Annotated in this window: 23 protein-coding genes, 1 pseudogene and 1 riboswitch; of the genes and pseudogenes, 14 read left to right on the forward strand and 10 right to left on the reverse strand. The window is 71.6% G+C overall.

Going from position 1 to position 22,957, the window contains the following annotated elements:
* The first annotated feature begins 308 nt into the window (after positions 1-308).
* From purN to ACZ4WQ_RS39240, 8 genes are all read left to right on the forward strand, one after another.
* The gene (gene purN, locus ACZ4WQ_RS39205; protein WP_311724305.1) at positions 309-959 is read left to right on the forward strand and encodes a phosphoribosylglycinamide formyltransferase; all 651 of its coding nucleotides are present in this window, start codon (positions 309-311) and stop codon (positions 957-959) included.
* Positions 956-2,518, forward strand: a complete 1,563-nt coding sequence (purH, locus tag ACZ4WQ_RS39210; protein WP_398374631.1) for a bifunctional phosphoribosylaminoimidazolecarboxamide formyltransferase/IMP cyclohydrolase — start codon at positions 956-958, stop codon at positions 2,516-2,518. The genes purN and purH overlap by 4 nt, the downstream gene beginning before the upstream one ends.
* 166 nt (positions 2,519-2,684) lie before the next feature.
* Entirely contained in the window at positions 2,685-3,575 is an 891-nt protein-coding gene (locus ACZ4WQ_RS39215; RefSeq protein WP_385341023.1) for a bifunctional methylenetetrahydrofolate dehydrogenase/methenyltetrahydrofolate cyclohydrolase, read from the forward strand.
* A gap of 103 nt (positions 3,576-3,678) precedes the next feature.
* Positions 3,679-4,065: a DUF3017 domain-containing protein gene (locus ACZ4WQ_RS39220; protein ID WP_311724630.1), complete on the forward strand. Its 387-nt coding sequence runs from the start codon at positions 3,679-3,681 to the stop codon at positions 4,063-4,065.
* Between the two features lie 294 nt (positions 4,066-4,359).
* Positions 4,360-5,631, forward strand: a complete 1,272-nt coding sequence (locus tag ACZ4WQ_RS39225; RefSeq protein ID WP_398374629.1) for a helix-turn-helix domain-containing protein — start codon at positions 4,360-4,362, stop codon at positions 5,629-5,631.
* Between the two features lie 314 nt (positions 5,632-5,945).
* Positions 5,946-6,935, forward strand: coding sequence for a malate dehydrogenase (locus tag ACZ4WQ_RS39230; protein WP_311724301.1), 990 nt, complete (start codon positions 5,946-5,948; stop codon positions 6,933-6,935).
* Positions 6,936-7,115: 180 nt separating this feature from the next.
* On the forward strand, positions 7,116-7,898 hold the full coding sequence (locus ACZ4WQ_RS39235) for a serine/arginine repetitive matrix protein 2 (RefSeq protein ID WP_398374627.1): 783 nt from the start codon (positions 7,116-7,118) through the stop codon (positions 7,896-7,898).
* Positions 7,899-8,046: 148 nt separating this feature from the next.
* Entirely contained in the window at positions 8,047-9,549 is a 1,503-nt protein-coding gene (locus tag ACZ4WQ_RS39240; RefSeq protein WP_398374625.1) for an aldehyde dehydrogenase family protein, read from the forward strand.
* A gap of 89 nt (positions 9,550-9,638) precedes the next feature.
* Here the strand turns inward: ACZ4WQ_RS39240 and ACZ4WQ_RS39245 are convergent, their stop codons facing one another.
* Together ACZ4WQ_RS39245 and ACZ4WQ_RS39250 are read right to left on the reverse strand one after the other, a co-directional pair.
* Entirely contained in the window at positions 9,639-10,550 is a 912-nt protein-coding gene (locus tag ACZ4WQ_RS39245) for a S1 family peptidase (protein WP_311724296.1), read from the reverse strand.
* Positions 10,551-10,871: 321 nt separating this feature from the next.
* Positions 10,872-11,354 (reverse strand): carboxymuconolactone decarboxylase family protein, encoded by a 483-nt coding sequence (locus ACZ4WQ_RS39250; RefSeq protein ID WP_311724295.1) that lies wholly within the window; start codon positions 11,352-11,354, stop codon positions 10,872-10,874.
* A gap of 47 nt (positions 11,355-11,401) precedes the next feature.
* On the opposite strand from ACZ4WQ_RS39250, the gene pdxR reads away from it, so the two are divergent.
* Positions 11,402-12,895 carry a MocR-like pyridoxine biosynthesis transcription factor PdxR gene (gene pdxR, locus ACZ4WQ_RS39255; protein WP_398374622.1) on the forward strand — a complete coding sequence of 498 codons (1,494 nt, stop codon included), beginning with the start codon at positions 11,402-11,404 and terminating at the stop codon, positions 12,893-12,895.
* 45 nt (positions 12,896-12,940) lie between these two features.
* On the opposite strand, the gene rocD is transcribed toward pdxR, so the two are convergent.
* Positions 12,941-14,167, reverse strand: coding sequence for an ornithine--oxo-acid transaminase (gene rocD, locus ACZ4WQ_RS39260; RefSeq protein WP_311724629.1), 1,227 nt, complete (start codon positions 14,165-14,167; stop codon positions 12,941-12,943).
* Between the two features lie 253 nt (positions 14,168-14,420).
* On the opposite strand from rocD, the gene ACZ4WQ_RS39265 reads away from it, so the two are divergent.
* Entirely contained in the window at positions 14,421-15,398 is a 978-nt protein-coding gene (locus tag ACZ4WQ_RS39265) for an SLAC1 family transporter (protein ID WP_398374621.1), read from the forward strand.
* Positions 15,399-15,416: 18 nt separating this feature from the next.
* Here the strand turns inward: ACZ4WQ_RS39265 and ACZ4WQ_RS39270 are convergent, their stop codons facing one another.
* Complete coding sequence (locus ACZ4WQ_RS39270) at positions 15,417-15,845, reverse strand: VOC family protein (RefSeq protein WP_311724292.1); 429 nt, start codon at positions 15,843-15,845, stop codon at positions 15,417-15,419.
* A 223-nt stretch (positions 15,846-16,068) separates the two neighbouring features.
* On the opposite strand from ACZ4WQ_RS39270, the gene add reads away from it, so the two are divergent.
* On the forward strand, positions 16,069-17,016 hold the full coding sequence (add, locus tag ACZ4WQ_RS39275; RefSeq protein WP_398374618.1) for an adenosine deaminase: 948 nt from the start codon (positions 16,069-16,071) through the stop codon (positions 17,014-17,016).
* A complete protein-coding gene (locus ACZ4WQ_RS39280) occupies positions 17,001-17,489 on the forward strand; it encodes a GNAT family N-acetyltransferase (protein ID WP_398374616.1) in 489 nt (162 codons plus the stop codon). Before add ends, ACZ4WQ_RS39280 begins: the two co-directional genes overlap by 16 nt.
* Here ACZ4WQ_RS39280 and ACZ4WQ_RS39285 read toward each other — a convergent pair.
* The 5 genes from ACZ4WQ_RS39285 to ACZ4WQ_RS39305 form a co-directional block, all read right to left on the reverse strand.
* Positions 17,482-17,814, reverse strand: a complete 333-nt coding sequence (locus ACZ4WQ_RS39285; protein ID WP_398374615.1) for a hypothetical protein — start codon at positions 17,812-17,814, stop codon at positions 17,482-17,484. The genes ACZ4WQ_RS39280 and ACZ4WQ_RS39285 overlap by 8 nt on opposite strands.
* Positions 17,815-17,887: 73 nt before the next feature.
* Entirely contained in the window at positions 17,888-18,013 is a 126-nt protein-coding gene (locus ACZ4WQ_RS39290; RefSeq protein WP_398374613.1) for a hypothetical protein, read from the reverse strand.
* A 222-nt stretch (positions 18,014-18,235) separates the two neighbouring features.
* Entirely contained in the window at positions 18,236-18,463 is a 228-nt protein-coding gene (locus tag ACZ4WQ_RS39295; RefSeq protein ID WP_385341001.1) for a hypothetical protein, read from the reverse strand.
* Positions 18,460-18,648: a hypothetical protein gene (locus ACZ4WQ_RS39300; RefSeq protein ID WP_311724286.1), complete on the reverse strand. Its 189-nt coding sequence runs from the start codon at positions 18,646-18,648 to the stop codon at positions 18,460-18,462. The genes ACZ4WQ_RS39295 and ACZ4WQ_RS39300 overlap by 4 nt, the downstream gene beginning before the upstream one ends.
* A complete protein-coding gene (locus tag ACZ4WQ_RS39305) occupies positions 18,645-18,986 on the reverse strand; it encodes a hypothetical protein (protein WP_385340998.1) in 342 nt (113 codons plus the stop codon). Before ACZ4WQ_RS39305 ends, ACZ4WQ_RS39300 begins: the two co-directional genes overlap by 4 nt.
* Before the next feature lie 140 nt (positions 18,987-19,126).
* On the opposite strand from ACZ4WQ_RS39305, the gene ACZ4WQ_RS39310 reads away from it, so the two are divergent.
* Both ACZ4WQ_RS39310 and ACZ4WQ_RS39315 read left to right on the forward strand, forming a co-directional pair.
* The gene (locus tag ACZ4WQ_RS39310) at positions 19,127-20,470 is read left to right on the forward strand and encodes a hypothetical protein (RefSeq protein WP_398374611.1); all 1,344 of its coding nucleotides are present in this window, start codon (positions 19,127-19,129) and stop codon (positions 20,468-20,470) included.
* Positions 20,471-20,537: 67 nt separating this feature from the next.
* Positions 20,538-20,628, forward strand: a riboswitch (ZMP/ZTP riboswitch).
* A gap of 41 nt (positions 20,629-20,669) precedes the next feature.
* The gene (locus ACZ4WQ_RS39315) at positions 20,670-21,968 is read left to right on the forward strand and encodes a serine hydroxymethyltransferase (RefSeq protein ID WP_385340994.1); all 1,299 of its coding nucleotides are present in this window, start codon (positions 20,670-20,672) and stop codon (positions 21,966-21,968) included.
* A gap of 389 nt (positions 21,969-22,357) precedes the next feature.
* Here the strand turns inward: ACZ4WQ_RS39315 and ACZ4WQ_RS39320 are convergent.
* A pseudogene (locus ACZ4WQ_RS39320) lies at positions 22,358-22,906 on the reverse strand (RNA polymerase sigma factor); the annotation flags it as partial.
* Positions 22,907-22,957: the final 51 nt, after the last annotated feature.

Below are 22,957 nucleotides of genomic sequence, written 5' to 3' on the forward strand. Positions count from 1 at the left end.
CGTCGTGTTGCACGCAAGGCTTCCGTACGGCCTGCGCCGTACGGCTCCCCTGCGCGGGCGCGACGGTGGTTCCCACGGCGTCAGTCGGATTCGCAGTCCAGACGCTACCTCCCGCGCCCGCCCCCGTCCCCCGGGGGCCGTTTGATGTGCCGGTATCGTTGCTGACGGTCGGCGGCTTCGTAGAGTTCCCCGGAATTCAGGACTCCGTGACCTTGTACGACCACACAAACGCAGTCGCACCCCACAGAGAAGCACCCGCCCCAGCCTTCGCACCACCCCCCGCATCGCCCGCGAGAAAGATCCCCGCCGTGGCCTCCCCGCCTCCCCTCGCCGCCCGCCCCGAGCGCCCCGCCCGCCTCGTCGTCCTCGTCTCCGGTTCCGGTACGAACCTTCAGGCCCTGCTCGACGTGATCGCCGCCGAGGGAGCCGCCGGCTTCGGCGCGGAGGTCGTGGCCGTCGGCGCAGACCGCTCCGGCATCGCGGGCCTGGAGCGCGCCGAGCGCGCGGGGATCCCCACCTTCGTATGCCGGGTGAAGGACCACGCCACCCGCGCCGAGTGGGACCGCGCGCTGGCCGAGGCCACCGCCGCGTACGAGCCGGACCTCGTGGTCTCGGCGGGGTTCATGAAGATCCTGGGGCGGGAGTTCCTCACCCGCTTCGGCGGCCGGTGCGTCAACACCCACCCCGCGCTGCTGCCCAGCTTTCCCGGTGCCCACGGCGTGCGCGACGCGCTCGCGTACGGCGTGAAGGTGACCGGCTGCACCGTCCATCTCGTCGACGACGGCGTCGACACCGGCCCGATCATCGCCCAGGGCGTGGTCGAGGTCCGGGACGAGGACGACGAGTCCGCTCTGCATGAGCGGATCAAGGAAGTCGAGCGCTCGCTGCTCGTCGAGGTCGTGGGGCGTCTGGCCCGCAACGGCTACCGCATTGAGGGACGAAAGGTAATGATCCCGTGACCGCCGAAGGTACGAAGCGGCCCATCCGCCGCGCGCTGGTCAGCGTCTACGACAAGTCGGGGCTCGAGGAGCTGGCCCAGGGGCTGCACGCGGCCGGGGTCCAGCTCGTCTCGACCGGCTCGACTGCGGCGAAGATCGCCGCCGCGGGCGTCCCGGTCACCAAGGTGGAGGAGCTCACCGGCTTCCCCGAGTGTCTCGACGGCCGCGTCAAGACGCTGCACCCGCGCGTCCACGCGGGCATCCTCGCCGACCAGCGGCTCGACTCGCACCGCGAGCAGCTCGCCGAGCTGGGCGTCGAGCCCTTCGAGCTGGTCGTGGTCAACCTCTACCCGTTCCGGGAGACCGTCGCCTCGGGCGCCTCGCCCGACGAGTGCGTGGAGCAGATCGACATCGGCGGCCCCTCGATGGTCCGCGCCGCCGCCAAGAACCACCCGTCCGTGGCCGTGGTCGTCAACCCCGGGCGCTACGCGGATGTGCTGAAGGCCGCCGCCGAGGGCGGTTTCGACCTCGAGCAGCGCAAGCGGCTGGCGAGCGAGGCGTTCCAGCACACCGCTGCGTACGACGTGGCGGTCGCCAACTGGTTCGCGGAAGGCTACGCGGCCGACGAGGGCCCCTGGCCGGACTTCATCGGCGTCACCTACGAGCGCAAGCAGGTGCTGCGCTACGGCGAGAACCCGCACCAGCCCGCCGCGCTCTACACCAACGGCTCCGGCAAGGGTCTCGCGTACGCCGAGCAGCTGCACGGCAAGGAGATGTCCTTCAACAACTACACCGACACCGAGGCCGCGCGGCGTGCGGCGTACGACCACGACGCGCCCTGTGTCGCGATCATCAAGCACGCCAACCCCTGCGGCATCGCGGTCGGCGCGGACGTCGCCGAGGCCCACCGCAAGGCGCACGCCTGCGACCCGCTCTCGGCGTTCGGCGGCGTGATCGCCGTCAACCGCCCGGTGACGGTCGCCATGGCCGAGCAGGTCGCCGAGATCTTCACCGAGGTCATCGTCGCCCCCGCGTACGAGGACGGCGCCGTCGAGGTGCTGGCCCGCAAGAAGAACATCCGCGTGCTGCGCTGCCCCGACGCCCCGGCGGCGGGCGGCGAGTACAGGTCGGTCGAGGGCGGCGACCTGGTGCAGGCCAAGGACCGGCTCCAGGCCGAGGGCGACGACCCGGCCAACTGGACCCTGGCGACCGGCGACACGCTGGACGCCGACGGCCTGGCCGAGCTGGCCTTCGCCTGGCGCGCCTGCCGGGCCGTGAAGTCCAACGCGATCCTGCTCTCGAAGGACGGCGCGACGGTCGGCGTCGGCATGGGCCAGGTCAACCGCGTCGACTCGGCGCGGCTGGCCGTGCAGCGGGCGGGCGAGGAGCGGGCGAGCGGCTCGTACGCCGCCTCCGACGCCTTCTTCCCCTTCCCGGACGGCTTCGAGGTGCTGGCCGAGGCCGGGGTCAAGGCCGTGGTGCAGCCGGGCGGCTCGGTCCGCGACGAGCTGACCGTCGAGGCGGCCCAGAAGGCGGGCGTGACCATGTACTTCACGGGCACGCGCCACTTCTTCCACTGAGTGGTACCGACCGAGGGCCGCACCCCCGACGCGCGGGGTGCGGCCCTCGGGCCGTGGGCGACATACGTCACACGACGCACGACATACATGGCCCGGATCCCGCCGGACCCCGGGTGGGGCGGGCCCTGATTGGAACAGACGTCCCCGCATCCGGGAGGATGAAGCCATGACCGCGCAGATTCTCGATGGCAAGGCAACCGCAGCCGCGATCAAGTCCGACCTCGTCAGCCGCGTGGAGGCGCTCAAGGCCAAGGGCGTACATCCCGGCCTCGGGACCGTGCTGGTCGGCGAGGACCCGGGCAGCAAGTGGTACGTCGCGGGCAAGCACCGCGACTGCGCCGAGGTCGGCATCGCCTCCATCCGGCGCGACCTGCCCGAGACCGCCACCCAGGAGGAGATCGAGGCGGCCGTACGGGAGCTGAACGAGGACCCGGAGTGCACGGGCTACATCGTCCAGCTGCCGCTCCCCAAGGGCATCGACGCCAACCGCGTGCTGGAGCTGATCGACCCGGCCAAGGACGCGGACGGGCTGCACCCGACGAACCTCGGCCGGCTGGTGCTGAACGAGACCGGCCCCCTGCCGTGCACCCCGTACGGCATCATCCAGCTGCTGCGCCACCACGGCGTGGAGATCAACGGCGCCCATGTGGTGGTCGTCGGCCGCGGCATCACCGTCGGCCGGTCGATCGGGCTGCTGCTCACCCGGCGCTCGGAGAACGCCACGGTCACGCTGTGCCACACCGGCACCCGCGACCTGTCCGGGCTGCTGCGGCAGGCCGACATCATCGTGGCGGCGGCCGGGGTGCGGCACCTGATCAAGGCGGAGGACGTCAAGCCGGGGGCGGCGGTGCTCGACGTCGGCGTCAGCCGGGACGAGCACGGCAAGATCGCCGGTGATGTGCACCCCGACGTGAGTGAGGTCGCGGGCTGGATCTCCCCGAACCCGGGCGGCGTCGGTCCGATGACCCGCGCTCAGCTGCTGGTCAACGTGGTGGAGGCCGCGGAGCGCGCCGCCAAGGCCACCGACGGCGACAGCGGTGCCGGGCATGCCGGCTGAGGCCGACGAGCCGACCGCGGACTCGACCGCCGAGCCGACGGCGGAGCGAACGGCCGAGCGGACGGCCGAGCGGACGGCCGAGTCGGCCGGACAGCGCCCCGCCATGAGGTCGCGACGCTTTCCGCTGATCACGCGGGACACCGCGCGCCCGGAGGGCGGCGGCCGCGCCGCGCCCGGCGGCGCTCCGGCGCCCGCCCGTCAGTGGCCGCTGCTGGCGGTGATGGGCGGCGTCGGCGTGGGGCTGCTGCTGGTGTCCCTGGACGCGTTCCGCGCGGGCACGGTCCTGGTGGGGCTGTCCCTGCTGGCGGGCGCGCTGCTGCGGTGGGCGCTGCCGGAGGTCGGGATGCTGGCGGTGCGCTCCCGGTTCACCGACATGCTGACGTACGGAGTGCTGGGCTCGGCGATCGTGCTGCTGTCGCTGATGGTCCAGCCCGACCCCTGGGTGGAGATCCCGTTCCTGGAGGACGTGGTGCATTTCACCGTCCGATAAACCCCGCCTCTCGAACGTTCGCCGCGACGGCCCGTCCTCTCCCCCGAAGAAGGACGGGCCGTCTGGCATAAGGGTTCTGTTAAAAGCCCTGCTGGATCAATGGACGTCGAGGGCCTGTGGCGCGGAAGTGACCATTCCGGTACGACGTCTCGGGTGTGCAACAGCTGTGTAGGGGCGCATGGGAGAGCGCATCGGAGTCCGGAATGCTCCGGTGCGCCCCTGCTGGGGGAACTGTCATTCTTGGGCAGGGCAGGGGAAGTTCACGGGTACATGCGGGGGGACAGGGGGAGGCAAATGCCTCGTTGGAGGGAGCTGCCGGAGGAGCTCGATCCGCAGGTTCGGGAGTTCGCCGGGCAACTGCGCCGGCTCGTCGAGCAGAGCGAGCTGAGCCTGGTCGCGGTCGCCGACCGCACCGGCTACAGCAAGACGTCATGGGAGCGCTATCTGAACGGCCGTCTGCTGCCGCCGCAGGGCGCGGTGGTGGCGCTGGCCGAGGCGACCGGCACGGACGTCGAGCATCTGAGCACCCTGTGGGAGCTGGCGGAGCGCGCGTGGAGCCGCTCCGAGCTGCGGCACGACGTCACGATGGAGTCGATCAGGGTCGCGCAGGCGCGGGCCGCGCTGGGAGAGCCGAGGGCCGCGACGCCCCGTGTCGAGCCTCCGCGCGCGGAGTTACCCCATACCGAGTTGCCGCGTACCGAACCACTCCGCGCAGACCCACTCCGCGCCGAGCCGCCCCGTACCGAGCCGGAGCCACCCCGCGGCGAGCCACCCCGCGCTGAGCCACCTCGTACCGAGCTACCTCGTACCGAGGCTCCCCGCGCCGAGGCTCCCCGTGCCGAGACGTCCCGTGCCGAGACCTCCCGCTCCGAGGCAGCGCTCAGGGCCGTCGCCGCCCGGTCCGTGGCGGACCCCCCGCTCGTCTCCGCCACGCCGACCGTGCTCCCCGCGCCGCCCGACCGGCCGGGACCGCCGCGTGCGGGCGCCCCCGACGGCGCCGGGCCGTCGTCACAGCCGCCGTCGCCGGACCGGCGGCGCCGCCGCGCCCCGCTGTTCGGCGCCGCGGCGGTCGGGGTGGCGCTGGTGACCGCGGGCGCGGTGCTCCTGGTCAACCCGGGGGGCCACGCGGACGAGCGGCTGAAGGACCCGACGCCCGGCCGGACCACGACCACCGGCCCCGGGCTGCCCAGCGGGGTGAAGTGCGCGGGCCAGGAGTGCACCGGCCGGGACCCCGAGGCGATGGGGTGCGGCGGCACGTACGCCAGGACGACCGCGAGCGTGACGGTGGGCAGCGCGTATGTCGAGGTGCGCTACAGCAAGGTGTGCGGCGCGGCATGGGCCCGGATCACCAAGGGCCGTCCCGGCGATCGCTTACAGGTGACCGCCGCCGTCCAGGGCGGCGTCCCGGCGCGCGCCGAGAACGGCAAGGTCAACGCGGACGGCGACGCCTACACCCCGATGATCGCGGTCGGCTCCTCCACCGGCGCCAGGGGCTGCGCCACGCTCACCACGGGACAGCGCGGCTGCACCGCGGCGGCCACCACGGGGCGCACCGGCGCACCGTAGCGCGCCCCTCGTTCGAGGGAGTCTCCGAGGAATATCGGCATCGGTGGGAATGCCCGCGCCGAATCAGGGCAGGCGCACGCCTACCCCCCACGGGTGCGGCATGGCGCCGGGGCGGCCGTCTGCTCACTCCCCCCTTGCCGGCAGGCGGCCGCCGAATGCCGAGCCGGGGCCCGCGCGGCCCCGGCCCGGCCTTGCCGGTCGGCGGTGAGCAGTTACACAGTGGCCCCCGGGGTTCCGCGCGCCCCCGTCGGATAGCCTGACGCGGGTATCTCGACACCAAGAGATCGACAGAAAACACAGCGCAGGAGACCGCCATGACCCGCACTCCCGTCAATGTCACCGTCACCGGCGCGGCCGGCCAGATCGGCTACGCGCTGCTCTTCCGCATCGCCTCCGGCCAGCTCCTCGGCGCGGATGTGCCGGTCAAGCTGAACCTCCTGGAGATTCCCCAGGGTCTGAAGGCCGCCGAGGGCACCGCGATGGAGCTCGACGACTGCGCCTTCCCGCTGCTTCAGGGCATCGACATCACCGACGACCCGAACGTGGCCTTCAACGGCGCGAACGTGGCGCTGCTGGTCGGCGCCCGCCCGCGGACGAAGGGCATGGAGCGCGGCGACCTGCTGGAGGCCAACGGCGGCATCTTCAAGCCGCAGGGCAAGGCCATCAACGACCACGCGGCGGACGACATCAAGGTCCTGGTCGTGGGCAACCCGGCGAACACCAACGCGCTCATCGCGCAGGCCGCCGCCCCGGACGTACCGGCCGAGCGCTTCACCGCGATGACCCGCCTGGACCACAACCGCGCCCTGTCGCAGCTCTCGAAGAAGACCGGCGTCCCGGTCTCGGAGATCTCCAAGCTCACGATCTGGGGCAACCACTCCGCCACCCAGTACCCGGACGTCTTCCACGCCGAGGTCGCGGGCAAGAACGCCGCGGAGGTCCTGAACGACGAGCAGTGGCTGGCCGACACGTTCATCCCGACCGTCGCCAAGCGCGGTGCCGCGATCATCGAGGCGCGCGGCGCCTCGTCGGCCGCCTCCGCCGCCAACGCCGCCATCGACCACGTGTACACCTGGGTCAACGGCACCCCGGCCGGGGACTGGACCTCCGCCGGTGTGGTCTCCGACGGCTCGTACGGCGTGGCGGAGGGGCTCATCTCGTCCTTCCCGGTCACCGCCAAGGACGGCAAGTTCGAGATCGTCCAGGGCCTGGACATCAACGACTTCTCGCGCGCCCGCATCGACGCGTCGGTGAAGGAGCTGGAGGAGGAGCGCGACGCCGTGCGCGGCCTCGGCCTGATCTGACGGCTGTACGGCCGTACGGGTTACGTAGCCGTATCCGCGTTCGTATCCGAAGGGCCACCTTCCGGTATTCACTCCGGAGGGTGGCCCTTTCGCCATTCTCTATGACTGTGGCTGGGATTCCCCTATTTTGGGAGGGGTTGCCGGTGAGGGTTGACGCCGGCCTCGGGGGCGGGGGAGCGCATGGCCGGCGATACGGGCACGGGATACGACGAGCGCGACGCCCGGCGAGGCCTGCGGGTGGCCGCCGTGGCGGTGGTGTTGTGCGGCGCGGTCGCGTTCGCCGGATGGGTGGCGTTCGGGAGCGATGGCAAGGCCGGACATCGGGCGGGGCTCTTTCCCGGGGTGAGCGACAGCCCGGCGCCCGGGCCGTCGGGCGGGGACGGAACACCGCCCTCCGACGCCTTCCCGGCCCCCGGACCGGAGTCGGGCACTCCGTCGGCCTCCCCGTCGGCCTCTCCCTCGGCGGGCCCGTCCGAGTCCCCGTCACAGACCCCTTCGGACACGCCCTCCGCGCCGCCGGGCGAGCCGCCCGAGGGCTTCCGTACGGAGGACGACGCGGCGGGCTTCACCCTCGCCGTCCCGGACGGATGGCGGCGCACCGTCGAGGGCCCCAGCGTCTTCTACACCTCGTCCGACCGGGCCACCAGGCTTCAGATCTTCGAGTTGCACGGCCCGGAGGGCACTCCGTACGAGTCCGCGCGGGAAGCCGAGCGGATCGCCTCGCGCCAGCGCGGCTATGAGCGGATCACCCTGGAGCGGGCGGGTCAGGGCGCGATGGACGCGGCGGAGTTGGAGTACACGTACGACAGCCAGGAGTACGGCGGCCTCCGGCGCATCCTCGACCACCGCTTCGCCGCGGCCGACGGCACGATGTACGCCGTGCTGGTCATCGGCCCGGCCGGCGGTCGCGCCGGGCAGGAGGAGATCCAGCGGACCGCCGTCGACTCCTTCCGCCAGAATTGACGCGGCCCTTCCGTGAGTCTCGTGATCGGGTGAGTCCGGCCACTTTTGAACGAGAATCACGCATGGGCCCGGTCCGTTCGGGGAGGGGCTCGGCGTCGTCGGTGAGGCCGGCGGCGCGAATCCCGCGGCATCGGAAGGCGGAGCGGACGTGTCGGCAGCCGAGACCATTCTTGTGGACGGGGTGTGGCGCGCCGCCGCATCCGGCGCGCAGCGGGAGGTCCTCGACCCCGCGGACGCCAAGACCCTCGCGGTCGTGTCCGAGGGCGGCTCCGATGACGCCGACGCGGCCGTCGCCGCCGCCCGCCGCGCCTTCGACACGGGCCCCTGGCCGCATACGCCGGTGGCCGAGCGGGCGGCGCTGCTGCTCCGCGCCGCCGATCTGCTCCAGCGCGACCGCGAGAAGATCGCGCTGTCCGAGAGCCGCGACACCGGCAAGACGCTCCAGGAGGGGCGGGTCGATGTCGACGACGTCACCAACGCCTTTCGCTACTTCGCCCGGTTGGCCGCCGCCGAGCCGGCCGGGCGCGTGGTCGACGCGGGCACCCACGATGTGCACAGCGTGGTCGTGCACGAGCCGGTGGGCGTCTGCGCGCTGCTCACCCCGTGGAACTATCCGCTGCTCCAGGCCGGCTGGAAGGTCGCCCCGGCGCTCGTCGCGGGCAACACGTTCGTCGTCAAGCCCAGCGAACTGACCCCGCTGTCGACGGTGCATCTGATGAAGCTCCTGGCCGAGGCCGGGCTGCCGGCGGGGGTCGGCAATCTGGTGACCGGCGCGGGCGACCCCGTCGGCGCCCGCCTGGCCGAGCACCCCGATGTGGATCTGGTGTCCTTCACCGGCGGTCTGGCCGGCGGTACGAAGGTGATGCGGGCGGCCGCGCCGGGCGTGAAGAAGGTCGTGCTCGAACTCGGCGGCAAGAACCCCAATGTCGTCTTCGCCGACGCCTGCGACACCGCCGAGGGCTTTGACACCGCCGTCGACCAGGCCCTCAACGCCGCCTTCATCCACAGCGGCCAGGTCTGCTCGGCCGGGGCCCGGCTGATCATCGAGGAGCCGGTGCGCGAGCGGTTCGTCGCCGAACTCGCCCGCCGGGCCCGGAAGATCCAGCTGGGTCGCGGCACCGAGCCGGGCGTCGAGTGCGGCCCGCTCGTATCGGCCGCGCAGTTGGACAAGGCCGAGGCGTATGTGGCCTCCGCACTGGAGGAGGGCGCGCTGCTGCGCTGCGGCGGCGAGCAGCCCGAGCCGTCCGAGTCCCGCCCCGCGACCGGGTACTTCTATCTGCCGACGATCCTCGACCAGTGCCACCGCGAGATGCGGGTGGTGCGGGAGGAGACCTTCGGCCCGATCCTGACCGTCGAGTCCTTCCGGACCGAGGACGAGGCCGTCGCGCTCGCCAACGATACGGAGTACGGGCTCGCGGGCGCCGTCTGGTCCCGGGACACCGCGCGGGCGCGCCGTGTCGCGGGGCGGCTGCGGCACGGCACGGTGTGGATCAACGACTACCACCCGTACCTCCCGCAGGCCGAGTGGGGCGGGTTCGGCAAGTCCGGCGTCGGGCGCGAGCTGGGGCCCTCGGGGCTGGCCGCATACCGCGAGACCAAGCACATCTACGAGAACCTGCGCCCGGCCCCCGTCCGCTGGTTCGCCGGCTGACCCGCGTACGCCCGCACGCCGACGTGAGTGTCGGCGCGCGGGCGTGCAGTGCGTTCAGGACGTCTTCCGGACCGCTGCCCGGCCCCTGGTCAGCCGATGATGCTGGTCAGCCAGGAGCGGTGGTAGTGGAGGTCGGTGTAGATGTCCGGGGTCGAACCGCAGACCTCGCCGATGCCACGGCTGTCCACGCCGACGATCTGCCAGCGGCCGTTGACCTTCCTCAGCAGCGGCGAGCCGGAGTCACCGTTGCACGGGCCGTAGGTGTCCTGCGGGTTGTCCGTGCACACATCGCCCTCGCGGATGCCCCACGCGTCGTCCCCCGCGGCGTCCACCCGGCACTCTTCCGCGGCCGGGTTGAGCACCGTGGTGTCGAGCTCCTGGAGCTTCACCGGGAGCTTGCTCACGTCGCCGACGTCGGCCGTCGAGGTGTAGCCCCAGCCGAGCTGGCGGACCGCGGTGCCCTCCTTGGTCGACGTGGGCGCCAGGGCGACCGGCTTGTTGGTCACCGCGGTGTCGAGCTGGAGGAGCGCGACGTCATAGCCCTCGGAGCGGTCGTCGAGCCACTTGTACCCGGGGTCGACCTCGATCTTCTTGATCTTCGCGACGGTGCCGCCGGTGGTCCGGTCGTTGGAGCCCACCCGGACGTGGAACAGCGCCGGGTCCATGACCGTGTACGGGTCCGAGCCGGTGCCCGGCTCGGTGACGCAGTGCGCCGCGGTCACCACCCAGTCCTTGCGGATCAGCGCTCCGGTGCAACGGTGACCGTCCGGATCCCCGTTCCTTTCCTTCTGCAAGGAAACGATGAATGAGTAGTTTTCGGTGGCGTCATGGCCGCCGATAATCCTGGGGGTCGGAGTCGAGGGATTTTCGTCGGCCTGCGCCGCCCCGGCGCCCGCCAGCGCGCCCACGGAAAGCGCCGCGGCCAGCACCGCACGGGTCGCCAACCGGCGTCCCCCACCCAGGCGTTCGGCCGCTCCGCGCTCCCCTATGAGATTTGTCATTCTGTTGTTGCTCCCCGATTTCTGTACCGCTTTTCCAGGTTTTCCCGGAATTCGAGTGCACGATAACTCCGCCCCGCAGACGTGTCCAGCGGCTTTAAATGTCGCTGGGTTCCGGAGGAATCCCGTTGGCGTTATTGGTCGGCTTTGCGGTGAGAAATCGGGAGAGCCGTATTTCCTTGTCGGGATTATGGCCTTACGCCGGGCGCGGTTCCGCGGCGATCGCCTCGACCGCGGCCGGCGACCGGCGGAACGGACCCGGGCCGAACGTGACGCGAGTCGCACCCGGCGCGCCGCATCCCGTCGGCCGCGCGAAGGTGCCGGTCATGCCCTGCCCGGCACCATGCGGGTGCTGACGCCAATGCGGTTCCAGGCGTTGATGGCGATGATCGCGGCGATGACCTGGGCGAGCTCGGCCTCCTCGAAGTGGGCCGCCGCCCGCTCGTACACCGCGTCCGGGACGAAGCCGTCGGTCAGCACGGTGACGGCCTCGGTCAGCGCGAGCGCCGCCCGCTCCTTCTCGGTGAAGAAGCCCGCCGCCTCCTCCCAGGCGCTGAGGAGGTGCAGGCGCTCCTCGGTCTCGCCCGCCTCGCGCGCGTCCCGGGTGTGCATGTTGACGCAGAACGCGCAGTGGTTGATCTGCGAGGCGCGGATCTTGATGAGGTCGACCAGGGCGGGGTCGAGGTCCTTGCGGGCCGCCGCGTCGAGGCCGACCATCGCCTTGTAGAACTCGGGGGCGAGCTTCGCCAGCCGCATGCGGGGGCCGTGCTCGTGGGTGCTCTGGGGTGTCTTGTCGGTGGTCGTCATGACTGCCACGCTAGGGCGCGAGTAGCCCAGCGGTATGGTCCATTTCCATGGAGGATTCATGGGCCATTTCCGGGCCGCCCCCGGCCGGGCCCGGCGCCGATCTGCATCTGGACCTGGGGCCCGACCTGCGGTCCGGCCTTCCGGGGCGCGGCACCACGGGGGTGCGCGCCGCGCTGATCCGCTCCCTGCGCGACGCCGTACGCGGCGGACGCCTCGCCCCCGGCACCCGGCTGCCCTCCTCCCGCTCGCTCGCCGCCGACCTCGGCATCGCCCGTAACACCGTCGCCGACGCCTACGGCGAGCTCGTCGCCGAAGGCTGGCTCACCGCCCGGCAGGGCTCGGGAACCCGCGTCGCCCAGCGCGTCGTACCGCCCGAGCCCGTGCCCCCGCGCACCCCGCCGGCCGCCGCGCCGCACCGCCAGCCCGCCTACGACCTGCGGCCCGGCTCGCCCGACGTCTCGTCCTTCCCCCGCGCGGCCTGGCTCTCCGCCGCCCGGCGGGCCCTGGCCGCGGCGCCGAGCGACGCCTTCGCGTACGGCGGGCCGCGCGGGCGGCCCGAGCTGCGCCGCGCGCTCGCCGACTATCTGGCGCGCGCCCGGGGGGTGCGGGCCGACCCGGAGCGGATCGTGGTCTGCGCGGGGTTCAAACAGGGGCTGGCCGTGCTCAGCAGGGTGCTCCGGGCCGCGGGCGAGCGGGACGTGGCCGTCGAGTCGTACGGGCTGGACTTCCACTGGGACGTCATGCGGCGCGCCGGGCTGCACACCGTGCAGCTGCCCGTCGACGACCGCGGCGCCCGCACCGACGAGCTGGCCGGGCTCGGCGGCGTACGGACCGTCATACTCACCCCGGCGCACCAGTTCCCGACCGGGGTGTCCCTGCACCCCGACCGCCGCGCCGCCGTGGTCGACTGGGCCTCCCGCACCGGCGGGCTGGTGGTGGAGGACGACTACGACGGGGAGTTCCGCTACGACCGCAACCCGGTCGGGGCGCTCCAGGGGCTCGACCCCGAGCGCGTGCTCTACCTGGGCACGTCGAGCAAGAGCCTGGCCCCGGCGCTGCGGCTGGCCTGGATGGTGGTGCCGGCTCATCTGATGGACGGCGTGCTGGCGGTCAAGGAGGCGGGGGAGTGGCCGACGGCCGCGCTGGACCAGCTGACGCTCGCCGAGTTCCTCGACTCCGGGGCGTACGACCGCCATGTGCGCGGCATGCGGCTGCGCTACCGGCGCCGCCGCGACCAGCTGGTCGCGGCGCTCGCCGAGCGCGCGCCGGGGGTGCGGGTCAGGGGGATCGCGGCGGGGCTGCACGCGGTGCTCGACATCCCGCCGGGGACCGAGCGCTCCGTGGTGCAGGGCGCGGCCTGGCAGGGCCTGGCGCTGGACGGACTGGCCCGCTTCCGGCACGAGCCGCCCGCCGCCCGGCCCGGCGGGGAACCGGCCGAACCGGCTGAACCGGCCGACGCGCTGGTGGTCGGCTACGGGACCCCGCCCGACCACGCGTTCGCGGGCGCGCTGGAGGCGCTGTGCCGGGCGCTCCCGGTGTGATGCCAGGATGAGGGCCGTCGAGCGCTGCCCGACGGCCCTTGGCGCTCACCCGGCCAGGACCGCCCGCAGCTGGTCCAGCCCCCAGTCCAGATCCTCCTTGCTGATCACCAGCGGGGGCGCGAGCCGGATCGTGGAGCCATGGGTGTCCTTGACCAGCACCCCCCGGTCCATGAGCTGCTCCGAGATCTGCCGCCCGGTGCCGAGCGCGGGGTCGATGTCCACCCCCGCCCACAGCCCCCGCCCGCGCACGGCGCGCACGCCACCCCGGTACGCCGGGCTCTCCACCAGCAGCCCCAGCTCGCCGTGCAGATGCTCGCCGAGCTCCGCCGCCCGCTGCTGGTACTCACCCGTCCGCAGTATGGCGATGACCTCCAGCGCGACCGCGCAGGCCAGGGGGTTGCCGCCGAAGGTCGAACCGTGTTCGCCCGGCCGGTACACCCCGAGCACCTCGTGGGAGGACACCACCGCTGACACCGGCACCACACCGCCGCCGAGCGCCTTGCCCAGCACATAGACGTCCGGGACGACGCCCTCGTGCTCGCAGGCGAAGGTCTTGCCGGTGCGGCCCAGGCCGGACTGGATCTCGTCCGCCATGAACAGCACGTTCCGCGCGCGGGTCAGCTCCCGGACCCCGGCCAGATAGCCGGCCGGCGGCACCAGCACCCCCGCCTCGCCCTGGATGGGCTCCAGCAGTACGGCCACCGCGTCGTCACCGGCGGCGTCCAGGGCCGCCTCCATCGCGGCCAGATCGCCGTACGGCACGATCTCGAAGCCCGGCGTGTAGGGGCCGAAGTCGGCGCGGGCCTCGGGGTCGGTCGAGAAGCTGATGACGGTGGTCGTCCGGCCGTGGAAGTTGTTGTCCGCGACGATGATCTTCGCCCGGCCGTCCGGAACGCCCTTGACCCGGTAGCCCCACTTCCGGGCGGTCTTCACGGCCGTCTCCACGGCCTCTGCCCCCGTGTTCATGGGCAGCACCATCTCCATGCCGCACAGCTCGGCCAGCTCCGAGCAGAAGGTGGCGAAGCGGTCGTGATGGAACGCGCGGGAGGTGAGCGTGACCCGCTCCAGCTGGGCCTTCGCGGCCTCGATCAGCCGGCGGTTGCCATGCCCGAAGTTGAGCGCCGAGTACCCGGCGAGCATGTCGAGGTACCGCCTCCCCTCGACATCGGTCATCCAGGCGCCCTCGGCGGACGCGACGACGACCGGAAGCGGATGGTAGTTGTGCGCGCTGTGGGCCTCGGCGGCGGCAATGGCGCGTTCCGTTGAGGTCAAAGTCATGCTCCGTTCGGTGTCGGGGCCGATCAGTGCTCTTTTCTATCGTCGCCCGGGCGGTTTGCGAAGAAACTTTACGGCGCGGGGGCCCGCTGGCGTGGGCTGCCGTCGGTTCACCGGGCTTCCCGATTTCGTGGCTCATTTCGTGGCTCCCGGCGTCCGCAGATGGCACGGCGAAGTCGCGAAGGCGGCCTGCGGGCCGCACAGTGGGTAGCGGTGGGCTCACCGGCCGAATCTGAAAGGAGCCCTGGCGATGGCCGTACCGCGCGTCCCGCCCAACATCTTCAGCATGGCCTTCGGTCTGGCCGGTCTCGGCGGCAGCTGGGTGGCCGCTGGTCAGGCGGGGCATGTTCCGGCGACCGTCGGAAGAGCCCTGATCGGACTGGCCGCTGCCGTGTGGCTGGTATCGGTGGGTTGGTATCTGGCCTACGTGTGCGGCGGCAGGGGGAGGCTCCGAGCCGATCTGGAAGACCCCGTGGCGAGTCCGTTCGCCTCCCTGGCGCTGATCACCCCGATGCTGCTGGCGAGCGAGGGGCTGGCGCCGTACAGCCCGACGGCGGGGAAGATCCTGGTGGACGTCTTTCTCGTGCTGACCGTGTTGTTCGGCGGGTGGCTCACCGGACAGTGGGTCTGCAGGGACATGGAACTGGACCGGATGCACCCCGGCTACTTCCTGCCCACGGTGGCCGGCGGCCTGGTTTCCTGCATCAGCGCCGCGAGGGTGGGACAGACCCGGCTGGCCGAGGTCATGTTCGGCTTGGGCGTGATCTGCTGGTTCATCCTCGGTTCGATGATCACGGGAAGGCTGTTCCACCGCCCTCGACTGCCCGAGCCGCTCCTGCCGACGATGACGATCGAGGTGGCCCCCGCCGCCATCGCCAGCGTCGCCTACTTCGCACTCGACCAGGGCCGGGTGGACTCCATCGCGGCCGGGCTGGCCGGATACGGACTGCTGATGGTCATCGTCCAGCTCCGGCTGATCCCCCTCTACGCGCGCCTGCGGTTCACGGTCAGCACGTGGGCCTTCACCTTCTCCTGGGCCGTGGTCGCCACCACCACGCTGCACTGGATCGATGTCGGCAAACCGGCGGGCCACCTCGTCTACACCTACCTCGTCCTCGCGGCCATCACCGTCCTCATCGGTGGCATCGCGGCCCGGACCGTCCTGGCCCTGGCCCGTGGCGAACTGCTTCCGCCCTCGTCGCCCGCCTCCGGCGCCCACAGCTCGTAGACAAGCTCGGCGTGCCCCTCAGTCGATACAGAACTCGTTGCCCTCGATGTCCAGCATCGGGATGCACGAATCATTGCCGTCATACAGCGTCTGCACGTGTACCGCGCCGAGCGGGACCAGCCGTGCGCATTCGGCCTCAAGTGCGGCGAGGCGCTCTTCCCCCACGAGTCCGGTGCCGACCCGCACATCAAGATGAACCCGGTTCTTGGCGGCCTTCCCTTCGGGGACGCGCTGGAAGTACAGCCGCGGGCCCACACCTGAGGGATCAATGCATGCGAACCATGAATCCCGCTGCTCAGGTGGTTGCGAGTGCTTGAAATCGTCCCACGTGGCAAACCCCCCCGGCGGCGGCGGTACGACGTACCCCAACACCTCGCACCAGAAACGAGCGAGGCGCTCAGGTTCTGCGCAGTCGAAGGTGACTTGGAACTTCTTGATCGACGTCATCGGCCCACCATATTGGCGCGTGCTGTTCACCGAGATCCCGGGGTTTCATCTCCGTGCTCCCTGTAGCCGGGGTGGCCAGCGGGCGAAGGCGCTGCGGAACCGCACAGCGCGGGCCGGCGTCTGCCAGGTCGCTCGGGGCGGCCGACACTTCACTCCTGGATTTCCAGGAGCCACTCCTGGAAATCCAGGAGCCTCATTTTGTGGGAGTCGTTAGAGTCCCGCCGTGAGAGATCTCCGCCTACTGCCCAAGGCTCATCTGCACACGCACCTGGAAAGCACCGTCCGCCACGCTACGATCCGCGAGCTGGGCGGCGAGCCGCCTGTCCAGGACCGGCCATTCACCAGTTTCGGGGAGTTCGCCGACCAGCGGGCCGGGGTGCGCGCGCTGCTGCGCGACCATCGGCACTTCCGTCGTATCGCCGAGGAGTTCTGCCAGGACGAGGCGGGCCAGGGCGTCCGCTACGCGGAGGTCACCTTCACCGCGGCGGCTCACGGCGAGCGCGTCGGCGATCCGGAGATGCCGCTGCAAGCCGTGCTGGAGGGGCTGGCCGCCGGCGCGGAGCGATACAGCATCCAAACTCGGGTGATCCTGGACCACTCGCGCCGTCGCCCCGTCGAGCGGCTGTGGGAAAGCGTCAAGCTCGCCACCCGGTACCCGCAGGTGATCGCCATCGGCCTCGCAGGAGACGAGTCCTACCCGGCGGCACCCTTCGCCGAGGTGCTCCAGGCCGCCCGCGAGGCGGGGCTGCACCTGGTACACCATGCCGGGGAGACGGCGGGCCCGGCCAGTGTCCGGGAGGCCTTGACGGCGGGGCACGCGGAGCGGATCGGCCACGGCATCCGCGTGTTGGAGGATCCGGACCTGGTGGCCGAGTTGCGGAGACGCCGTGTGCCGCTGGAGGTCTGCCCCTCCTCCAATGTCCTGCTCGGCCTGGTGCCGTCGCTGGCGGAGCACCCGCTGCCGCGCCTGATCGAGGCCGGTCTGACGGTCACCGTGAACACTGACGGGGAGACGTCGTTGGCGGCGGAGTACCAGCACGCCCGGGAGATTTTCGGGTACGGCGACGCCGAACTGGCGAACCTGGCCCGTGCCTCGGTCGAATCCAGCTTCGCTCCCGCGGAGTTGAAAGCGCAGATCAGCACGGAGATCGATCAATGGCTGAGCACATGACGCGTGATGATGGCAGGACCCGGATCCGATGCGCGGAGGAGGCGGATGCGGCCGTGATCGCGAGCATCCATATGGCCTCGCGGTCGGCGACCATGCCCTATCTGCCCCCGCAGAAGCGCGATCACGAGCAGGTGACCCGATGGGTTCGGGACGTCCTGCTCAAGCAATGCCGCACCTGGGTGGCAGTGGGTGATGCGGAGATCACCGGCTATGCAGCCCTTGACGGTGACATGCTCGAAGACCTGTATCTGCGCCCGGACGTCCGTCGGCAGGGCATCGGCACGCTACTGCTCGATGAGGTAAGGCGGCACAGCCCTGACGGGGTGTCCCTCCACGTCTTTCAGCAGAACACCGAGGCCCGCGCGTTCTACGAGCGCCACGGGTTCACCGTCCTCGACACCAACAACGGTGATCGCAACATGGAGAACCTGCCCGATATGACGCTTCGCTGGACACCCGACAGGATCATCTGACAGGGCAGGGGATGGTCGGGCGGATCCGGTTCGCGCTGCATGCGACCACGTGGACGGAGGCGAATCCGGTCCCCCGCAGGTACCAGCCGCCGACGACGTCTCCGCCCCAGCTGAGCCGGTCACCGGCGGCCGTGAACCGTTCGGCCTGCCGCGCGGGGTCCTTGTCGTGGTCGGTCATGAAGCCGGGTGAGGCGGCCGCGATCTGCTTCCACTCCTGGGGGGTGATGTCGTGGACGACGAGGTGTGGTGGTCGGCGTGTGGATTCGTCGTCGTAGGTTCGGCGTTCTCCGGTCCAGCGGTAGCAGTGCCAGTGTGACGCTGTCATGAGGGTGGCTCCGGTGTGGTGGGGAGCGGCCCCGCCCCGGCGGGGGCGGTCTGAGGACGGGGCCGTCGTGTGGCTAGTGCGCGTACTGGCGTCCGTCGTCGGAGTCGCCGGGTGTCTGGCCGCCGGGTGCCGGGGCGTCGGTGTCGGGCATGGTGTCGCCGTCGTCCGGGTCCTGGCGGGTGGCGTGCTGTAATCGCATGGGCTGTTCCTGTGGGTTCAGGTGTGCAGGGGTGTCCTTGCGCTGGTTGCGCGGTGCTCGTCCCGGTCACTGGCCTGCAAGCGGGGGCCGGGGCGAGGCGTTTGGGCGGGCTTACGCCGTCGAGGTCGGGATTTGTGGTGAGTTTGAGACGGCGACACGCCGTCGCTTCGGCGTGTCGCTGTCTCAAACTCACCGCAAAGTCACTGGCAGCGGCCCGCTGGTCTAGGTGGCGTCTGCCTTCAGGGCCTCGATGGGCGGGGTCTGGTGGCAGTCGCAGTCACAGCGGACGGTGAAGATGAGCGCGCCCCGGGTCGCGGGCGGTATGGGCGCCGCCCGGACCTCGCCCGGTCCTTTGCAGTATGCGTGGATCTCGGCGGGCGTGGTGTCGGGTTCGGCGGTGTACATGGCGCAGTACGGGGACAGGTGCCGGGGACCGGCTGGGACGGTCATGCCGTCGTCTGGCTCTCGCGCTGGAGGGTGACGAGCACCTCGTACAGGTCGGTGTCGGGGTGCGGTCGTCGGCGGTTGCAGTCCGGGCACAGGTGGCGCAGGCAGCCGGGCCCGGAGGCAGACGCGCGCAGCACGGTGATCGGCTCGCGGGTGGGTTTGTCGCAGCGGTAGCAGTACTCCGTCACCGGGCGGCCTCCTCGCGGGGGCCGAGCGCTTCGCGGGTCGCGGTCCGCAGCGCGGCGAGCAGGGCCGCCGGATCGGTCAGGCGGCCGCAGTACCGGAGCGGTACGCGCCAGTGGACGGCGGGTCCCGTCGTGCGGGTCGCGGGAGGTACCTCGATGTAGGCGGTCGCTCCCCAGACTTGGATGCTGGGCAGCAGGTTCATGTCCCATTCGGCGGCTGAGCCGGGCGCGATCAGCCAGTAGAGGACCTTGTCGAAGGGGTTCTCGATGACCCCGCCCGTCGCGTCGCCCAGTAGATCGAGGGTGCGTTTGCCGATGCCGATCGAGAGGGGAACGCGCACGACGTCCCACGATCGGCCGGCGGGCCGCAACTCCGCGCTACGGCCGCTTGGTGGTGCCCACGGCGCGGGTCCCGGTGCCGAACAGGGGAAACCACACCTAATCGTGCCCGTGTGACGCGGCTCACCGGCATGATGAGGTCATGAGCACGCGCGAAACCCTCCTCGGTGCTGCTGCCCTCAAGTCCCTGCGGAGGACACGAGGCTGGTCTCTGGCCGATACCGCTCGGGCGCTCAGCGCCACAGCGCGCTGCCTCGGCCAGCCTCTCGACTCATCCGTCGCGAGCGTGCAGCGATCAGTGGCCCGGTGGGAGAGCACGACGCGCCCCATCCTCCCCAGCGACCGATATCAGCTGCTGCTCGCCCACCTCTACGCCCGAGGTGTCGACGGGCACATCGCACTCGGGCCGGGTAGCGACTTCGCCGAGCTGCTTGACGCACTGGCCTACCTGGGAGAGTCGGAGGCCCGGCTGAGCGATCTGCGCGCGCTGTTGATCCGCGCGGCCACTGATGATGGGACCGGCCTGCTCGCCCTGCTCGGGCCCACAACCCGACTGTCCATGGCCGCCGCACTCACCGATCCGGCGCGTGTCGACGAGGTTCTGATCGACGGGCTGCGGACCGCCGTGGGTGACGTCAACGCACAAGTCGGCTCGCTGCCCTTCGCTCGGCTCCAACTACTGCTCGCCCCCGTGATCGAGTCCTGCCGACGACTCCTGACCGGAGATGTCCCTGCCGCCCTGTTGCCTGGGCTACGCACGGTCGCGGCGCAGGCTTACACCCTCGGAGGACGGCTGGCGTTCGAGACCCGAGACGACCAAGCCTCCCGCGCGCTGTACACGGCCGCCACGGCTACGGCCGGACAGCTCGACGCCCGGTGGCGCCGGGCCGTCGTCCACATGAGCCACGCCCTGGTCACCCTGTACTCCACCCCCGGCATCGAAGCGGCCTGTGGGTTGGTCGACGCAGCGGTGCGTGATGCGCGTACGGGCGACAGTGTCCGCGTGCGGGCCCGAGCGCATGCGTTACAAGCCGAGGTGGCCGCCCGGGCGGGGGCCGAGCGGCACGCGCAAACGGCGCTGTCGCTTGCCTGGTACGACCTCGACGGCGACGGCGAGGACGACCCGGCGCTGACGAGCTTCGGCCGGGACCACCTCGGCGGTTTTGAGGGCCTCTGTGAGCTGTACGTCGGAGACGCGGCGGTCGCTCACGACTTCTTTGCCGGTAGCGCGGCGGCTCTCGGAGCACCGCGTGAGCGGGTACAGCGGGCCATCGTCTCCATCGACCAGGCCCTGGCCTGCATCCGGCTGGACGCGCCTGAGAGAGCTGCGGATCTCCTGCACAGCTGCGTCGACTCCGCCGTCAGTACCGGCGGGCGTGTGCCTGCGCTACGGCTGCGGCAGGCACGCAAGGAACTGCGGCCCTGGCGGCGTGAGGACTTCGTCGCCCATCTTGACGATCACCTCGTCGAGATACTCGGAAGGTGACGGGCCCGCAGCACGTCGTCGTTCCCGACGCCCGGATGGGGCGAAACCGGACCATGACTACAGTGGAACCGCACACCGTGACTGGCGAACGTGGAAGAGACCACGAGGAAGCGGTGCGCTCCAGCCACCACGAGGTGCCGCCCGCCTGGGCACCCCGGGACCACGACCGGACCAACCGACCGATCGCCCGGAGGACACCGTGAGCCTGCCGCATTCCCCTTCCACCCCCGCCCCCGCTCCCTCCCATCCCGCGTTGGCCGCCACCGATCCGGAGCTTGCCGCGCTGGTCGGCGCGGAGGAGCGGCTCCAGGCGGAGACCCTGCGCCTGATCCCCAGCGAGAACTATGTCTCCAGCGCCGTGCTGGAGGCCTCCGGCACCGTGCTCCAGAACAAGTACAGCGAGGGCTACCCGGGCCGCCGCTACTACGAGGGTCAGCAGATCATCGACCAGGTCGAGACCCTCGCCGCGGACCGCGCCAAGGCCGTGTTCGGTGTCGAGCACGCCAACGTGCAGCCCTACTCCGGCTCGCCCGCCAACCTCGCCGTCTATCTGGCCTTCACCGAGCCCGGCGACACCGTCATGGGCATGTCGCTGCCCATGGGCGGCCACCTCACCCACGGCTGGGGGGTCTCCGCCACCGGTAGGTGGTTCCGCGGTGTCCAGTACGGGGTGCGGCAGGACACCGGCCTGATCGACTTCGACGAGGTGCGCGACCTGGCCCGCAAGGAGCGCCCCAAGGTGATCTTCTGCGGTGGCACGGCGGTGCCCCGCACCATCGACTTCGCCGCCTTCGCGGAGATCGCCCGCGAGGTGGACGCGGTGCTGGTCGCCGACATCGCGCACATCGCCGGGCTGATCGCGGGCGGCGCCCACCCCTCCCCGGTGCCGCACGCCGATGTCATCTCCACCACCACTCACAAGACGCTGCGCGGCCCGCGCGGCGCGATGCTGATGTCGCGCGAGGTGCACGCCAAGGCGATCGACAAGGCCGTCTTCCCCGGGCTTCAGGGCGGCCCGCACAACCAGACCACCGCGGGCATCGCCGTCTCTCTGCACGAGGCCGCCCAGCCCGCCTTCCGCGACTACGCCCACGCCGTCGTCGCCAACGCCAAGGCCCTTGCCGAAGCCCTGCTCGCCCGCGGCTTCGACCTGGTCTCCGGCGGCACCGACAACCACCTGATCCTCATGGACCTCACGCCCAAGGAGGTGCCGGGCAAGGTCGCGGCGAAGGCCCTCGACCAGGCCGGGATCGTGGTGAACTACAACACCGTCCCCTTCGACCCGCGCAAGCCGTTCGACCCCTCCGGCATCCGGATCGGCACTCCCTCCCTGACCTCGCGGGGCCTGCGCACCGAGCACATGGCCACCGTGGCCGAGTGGATCGACCGGGGCGTGGGCGCCGCCGGGACCGGCGACGAGGAGACGCTCGCCAAGATCAGGGCCGAGGTCGCCGAGCTGATGGCGGCCTATCCCGCCCCGGGTCTGCCGACCGCCTGACGCCGGGCCCCCTGGGACCGTTCACGGAGTCCTGCCCGGCCGTCAGGCCGGGCAGGTCCCGCCACTGCTCCTCCGCCCAGACCCGGACCCGTGTGTCCTGGTCCCGCCCGTCCCGGACCTGCCCGCCCTGGTCCCGCCCGTCCCGGTCCGGTGCGGTCGCGGGACCGGCCGCCGAGGCGCGCACTATCCGCGCCATCACCCGCTCGACCAATGTCTCTCCGTCCACCGGCGGCACGCCCGGCGGGTGAGACTCCAGCGCGCGCCCGAGCGCCCGCAACTCGTCGGGCAGCCGCCCGCCCGCGCCCGGGGCCGCAGCCCCCGTGGTTTGCGCGGCCGTCCCCGTGGGAGTCCCCGAGGGAGTCTCCGCGGCAGGGTCCCTGGTCCGCTCCGTCACTTCCCCACCTTCCTTCCTCCTTCTCCAACAGCAGCTCCAGCCGCCTGAGCGCACGGCTGAGCCGGGATTTCACCGTGCCGCGCGGCCAGCCGAGCGCCTGCGCGGTCTCCGCCTCGTCCAGATCCAGCAGATAGCGGTAGGTGACCACCCGCCGCTGCTCCTCGCTGAGCTCGTCCAGCGCGGCCAGCAGCCTGGACCGCCGCTCGCCGGCCAGCGCCGCCACCGCCGGGTCCGCCGATTCCGGTATGGCCGGCTCGGCCCCGCCCAGAGCCGCCTCCCGGCCCACCGCCGTGTGCATCCGCCGAGCCGAGCGGAGTGCGTTTCTCGTTTCATTGGCCACGATCCGCAGCAGCCACGGCCGGAACGCCGCGCCCTCCCGGAATCCCCCCAGGGCGAGATACGCCTTCACAAAGGCGTCCTGCACCACATCCTCCGCATCGGCGCCAGCCCCGAGCAGCACCGCCGTGCGGTGCGCTATCGGCGTGTGGGCCCGCATCAGCTCCGCATACGCCTCGGTGTCCCCGGCCCGCACCCGCGCGATGATCTCCGCGTCGCCGCCTGCCTCGGCCGGCGCCGGCCCTGCCGTCATTCGCGC

This window comes from Streptomyces sp. NPDC028305 (assembly GCF_055569495.1).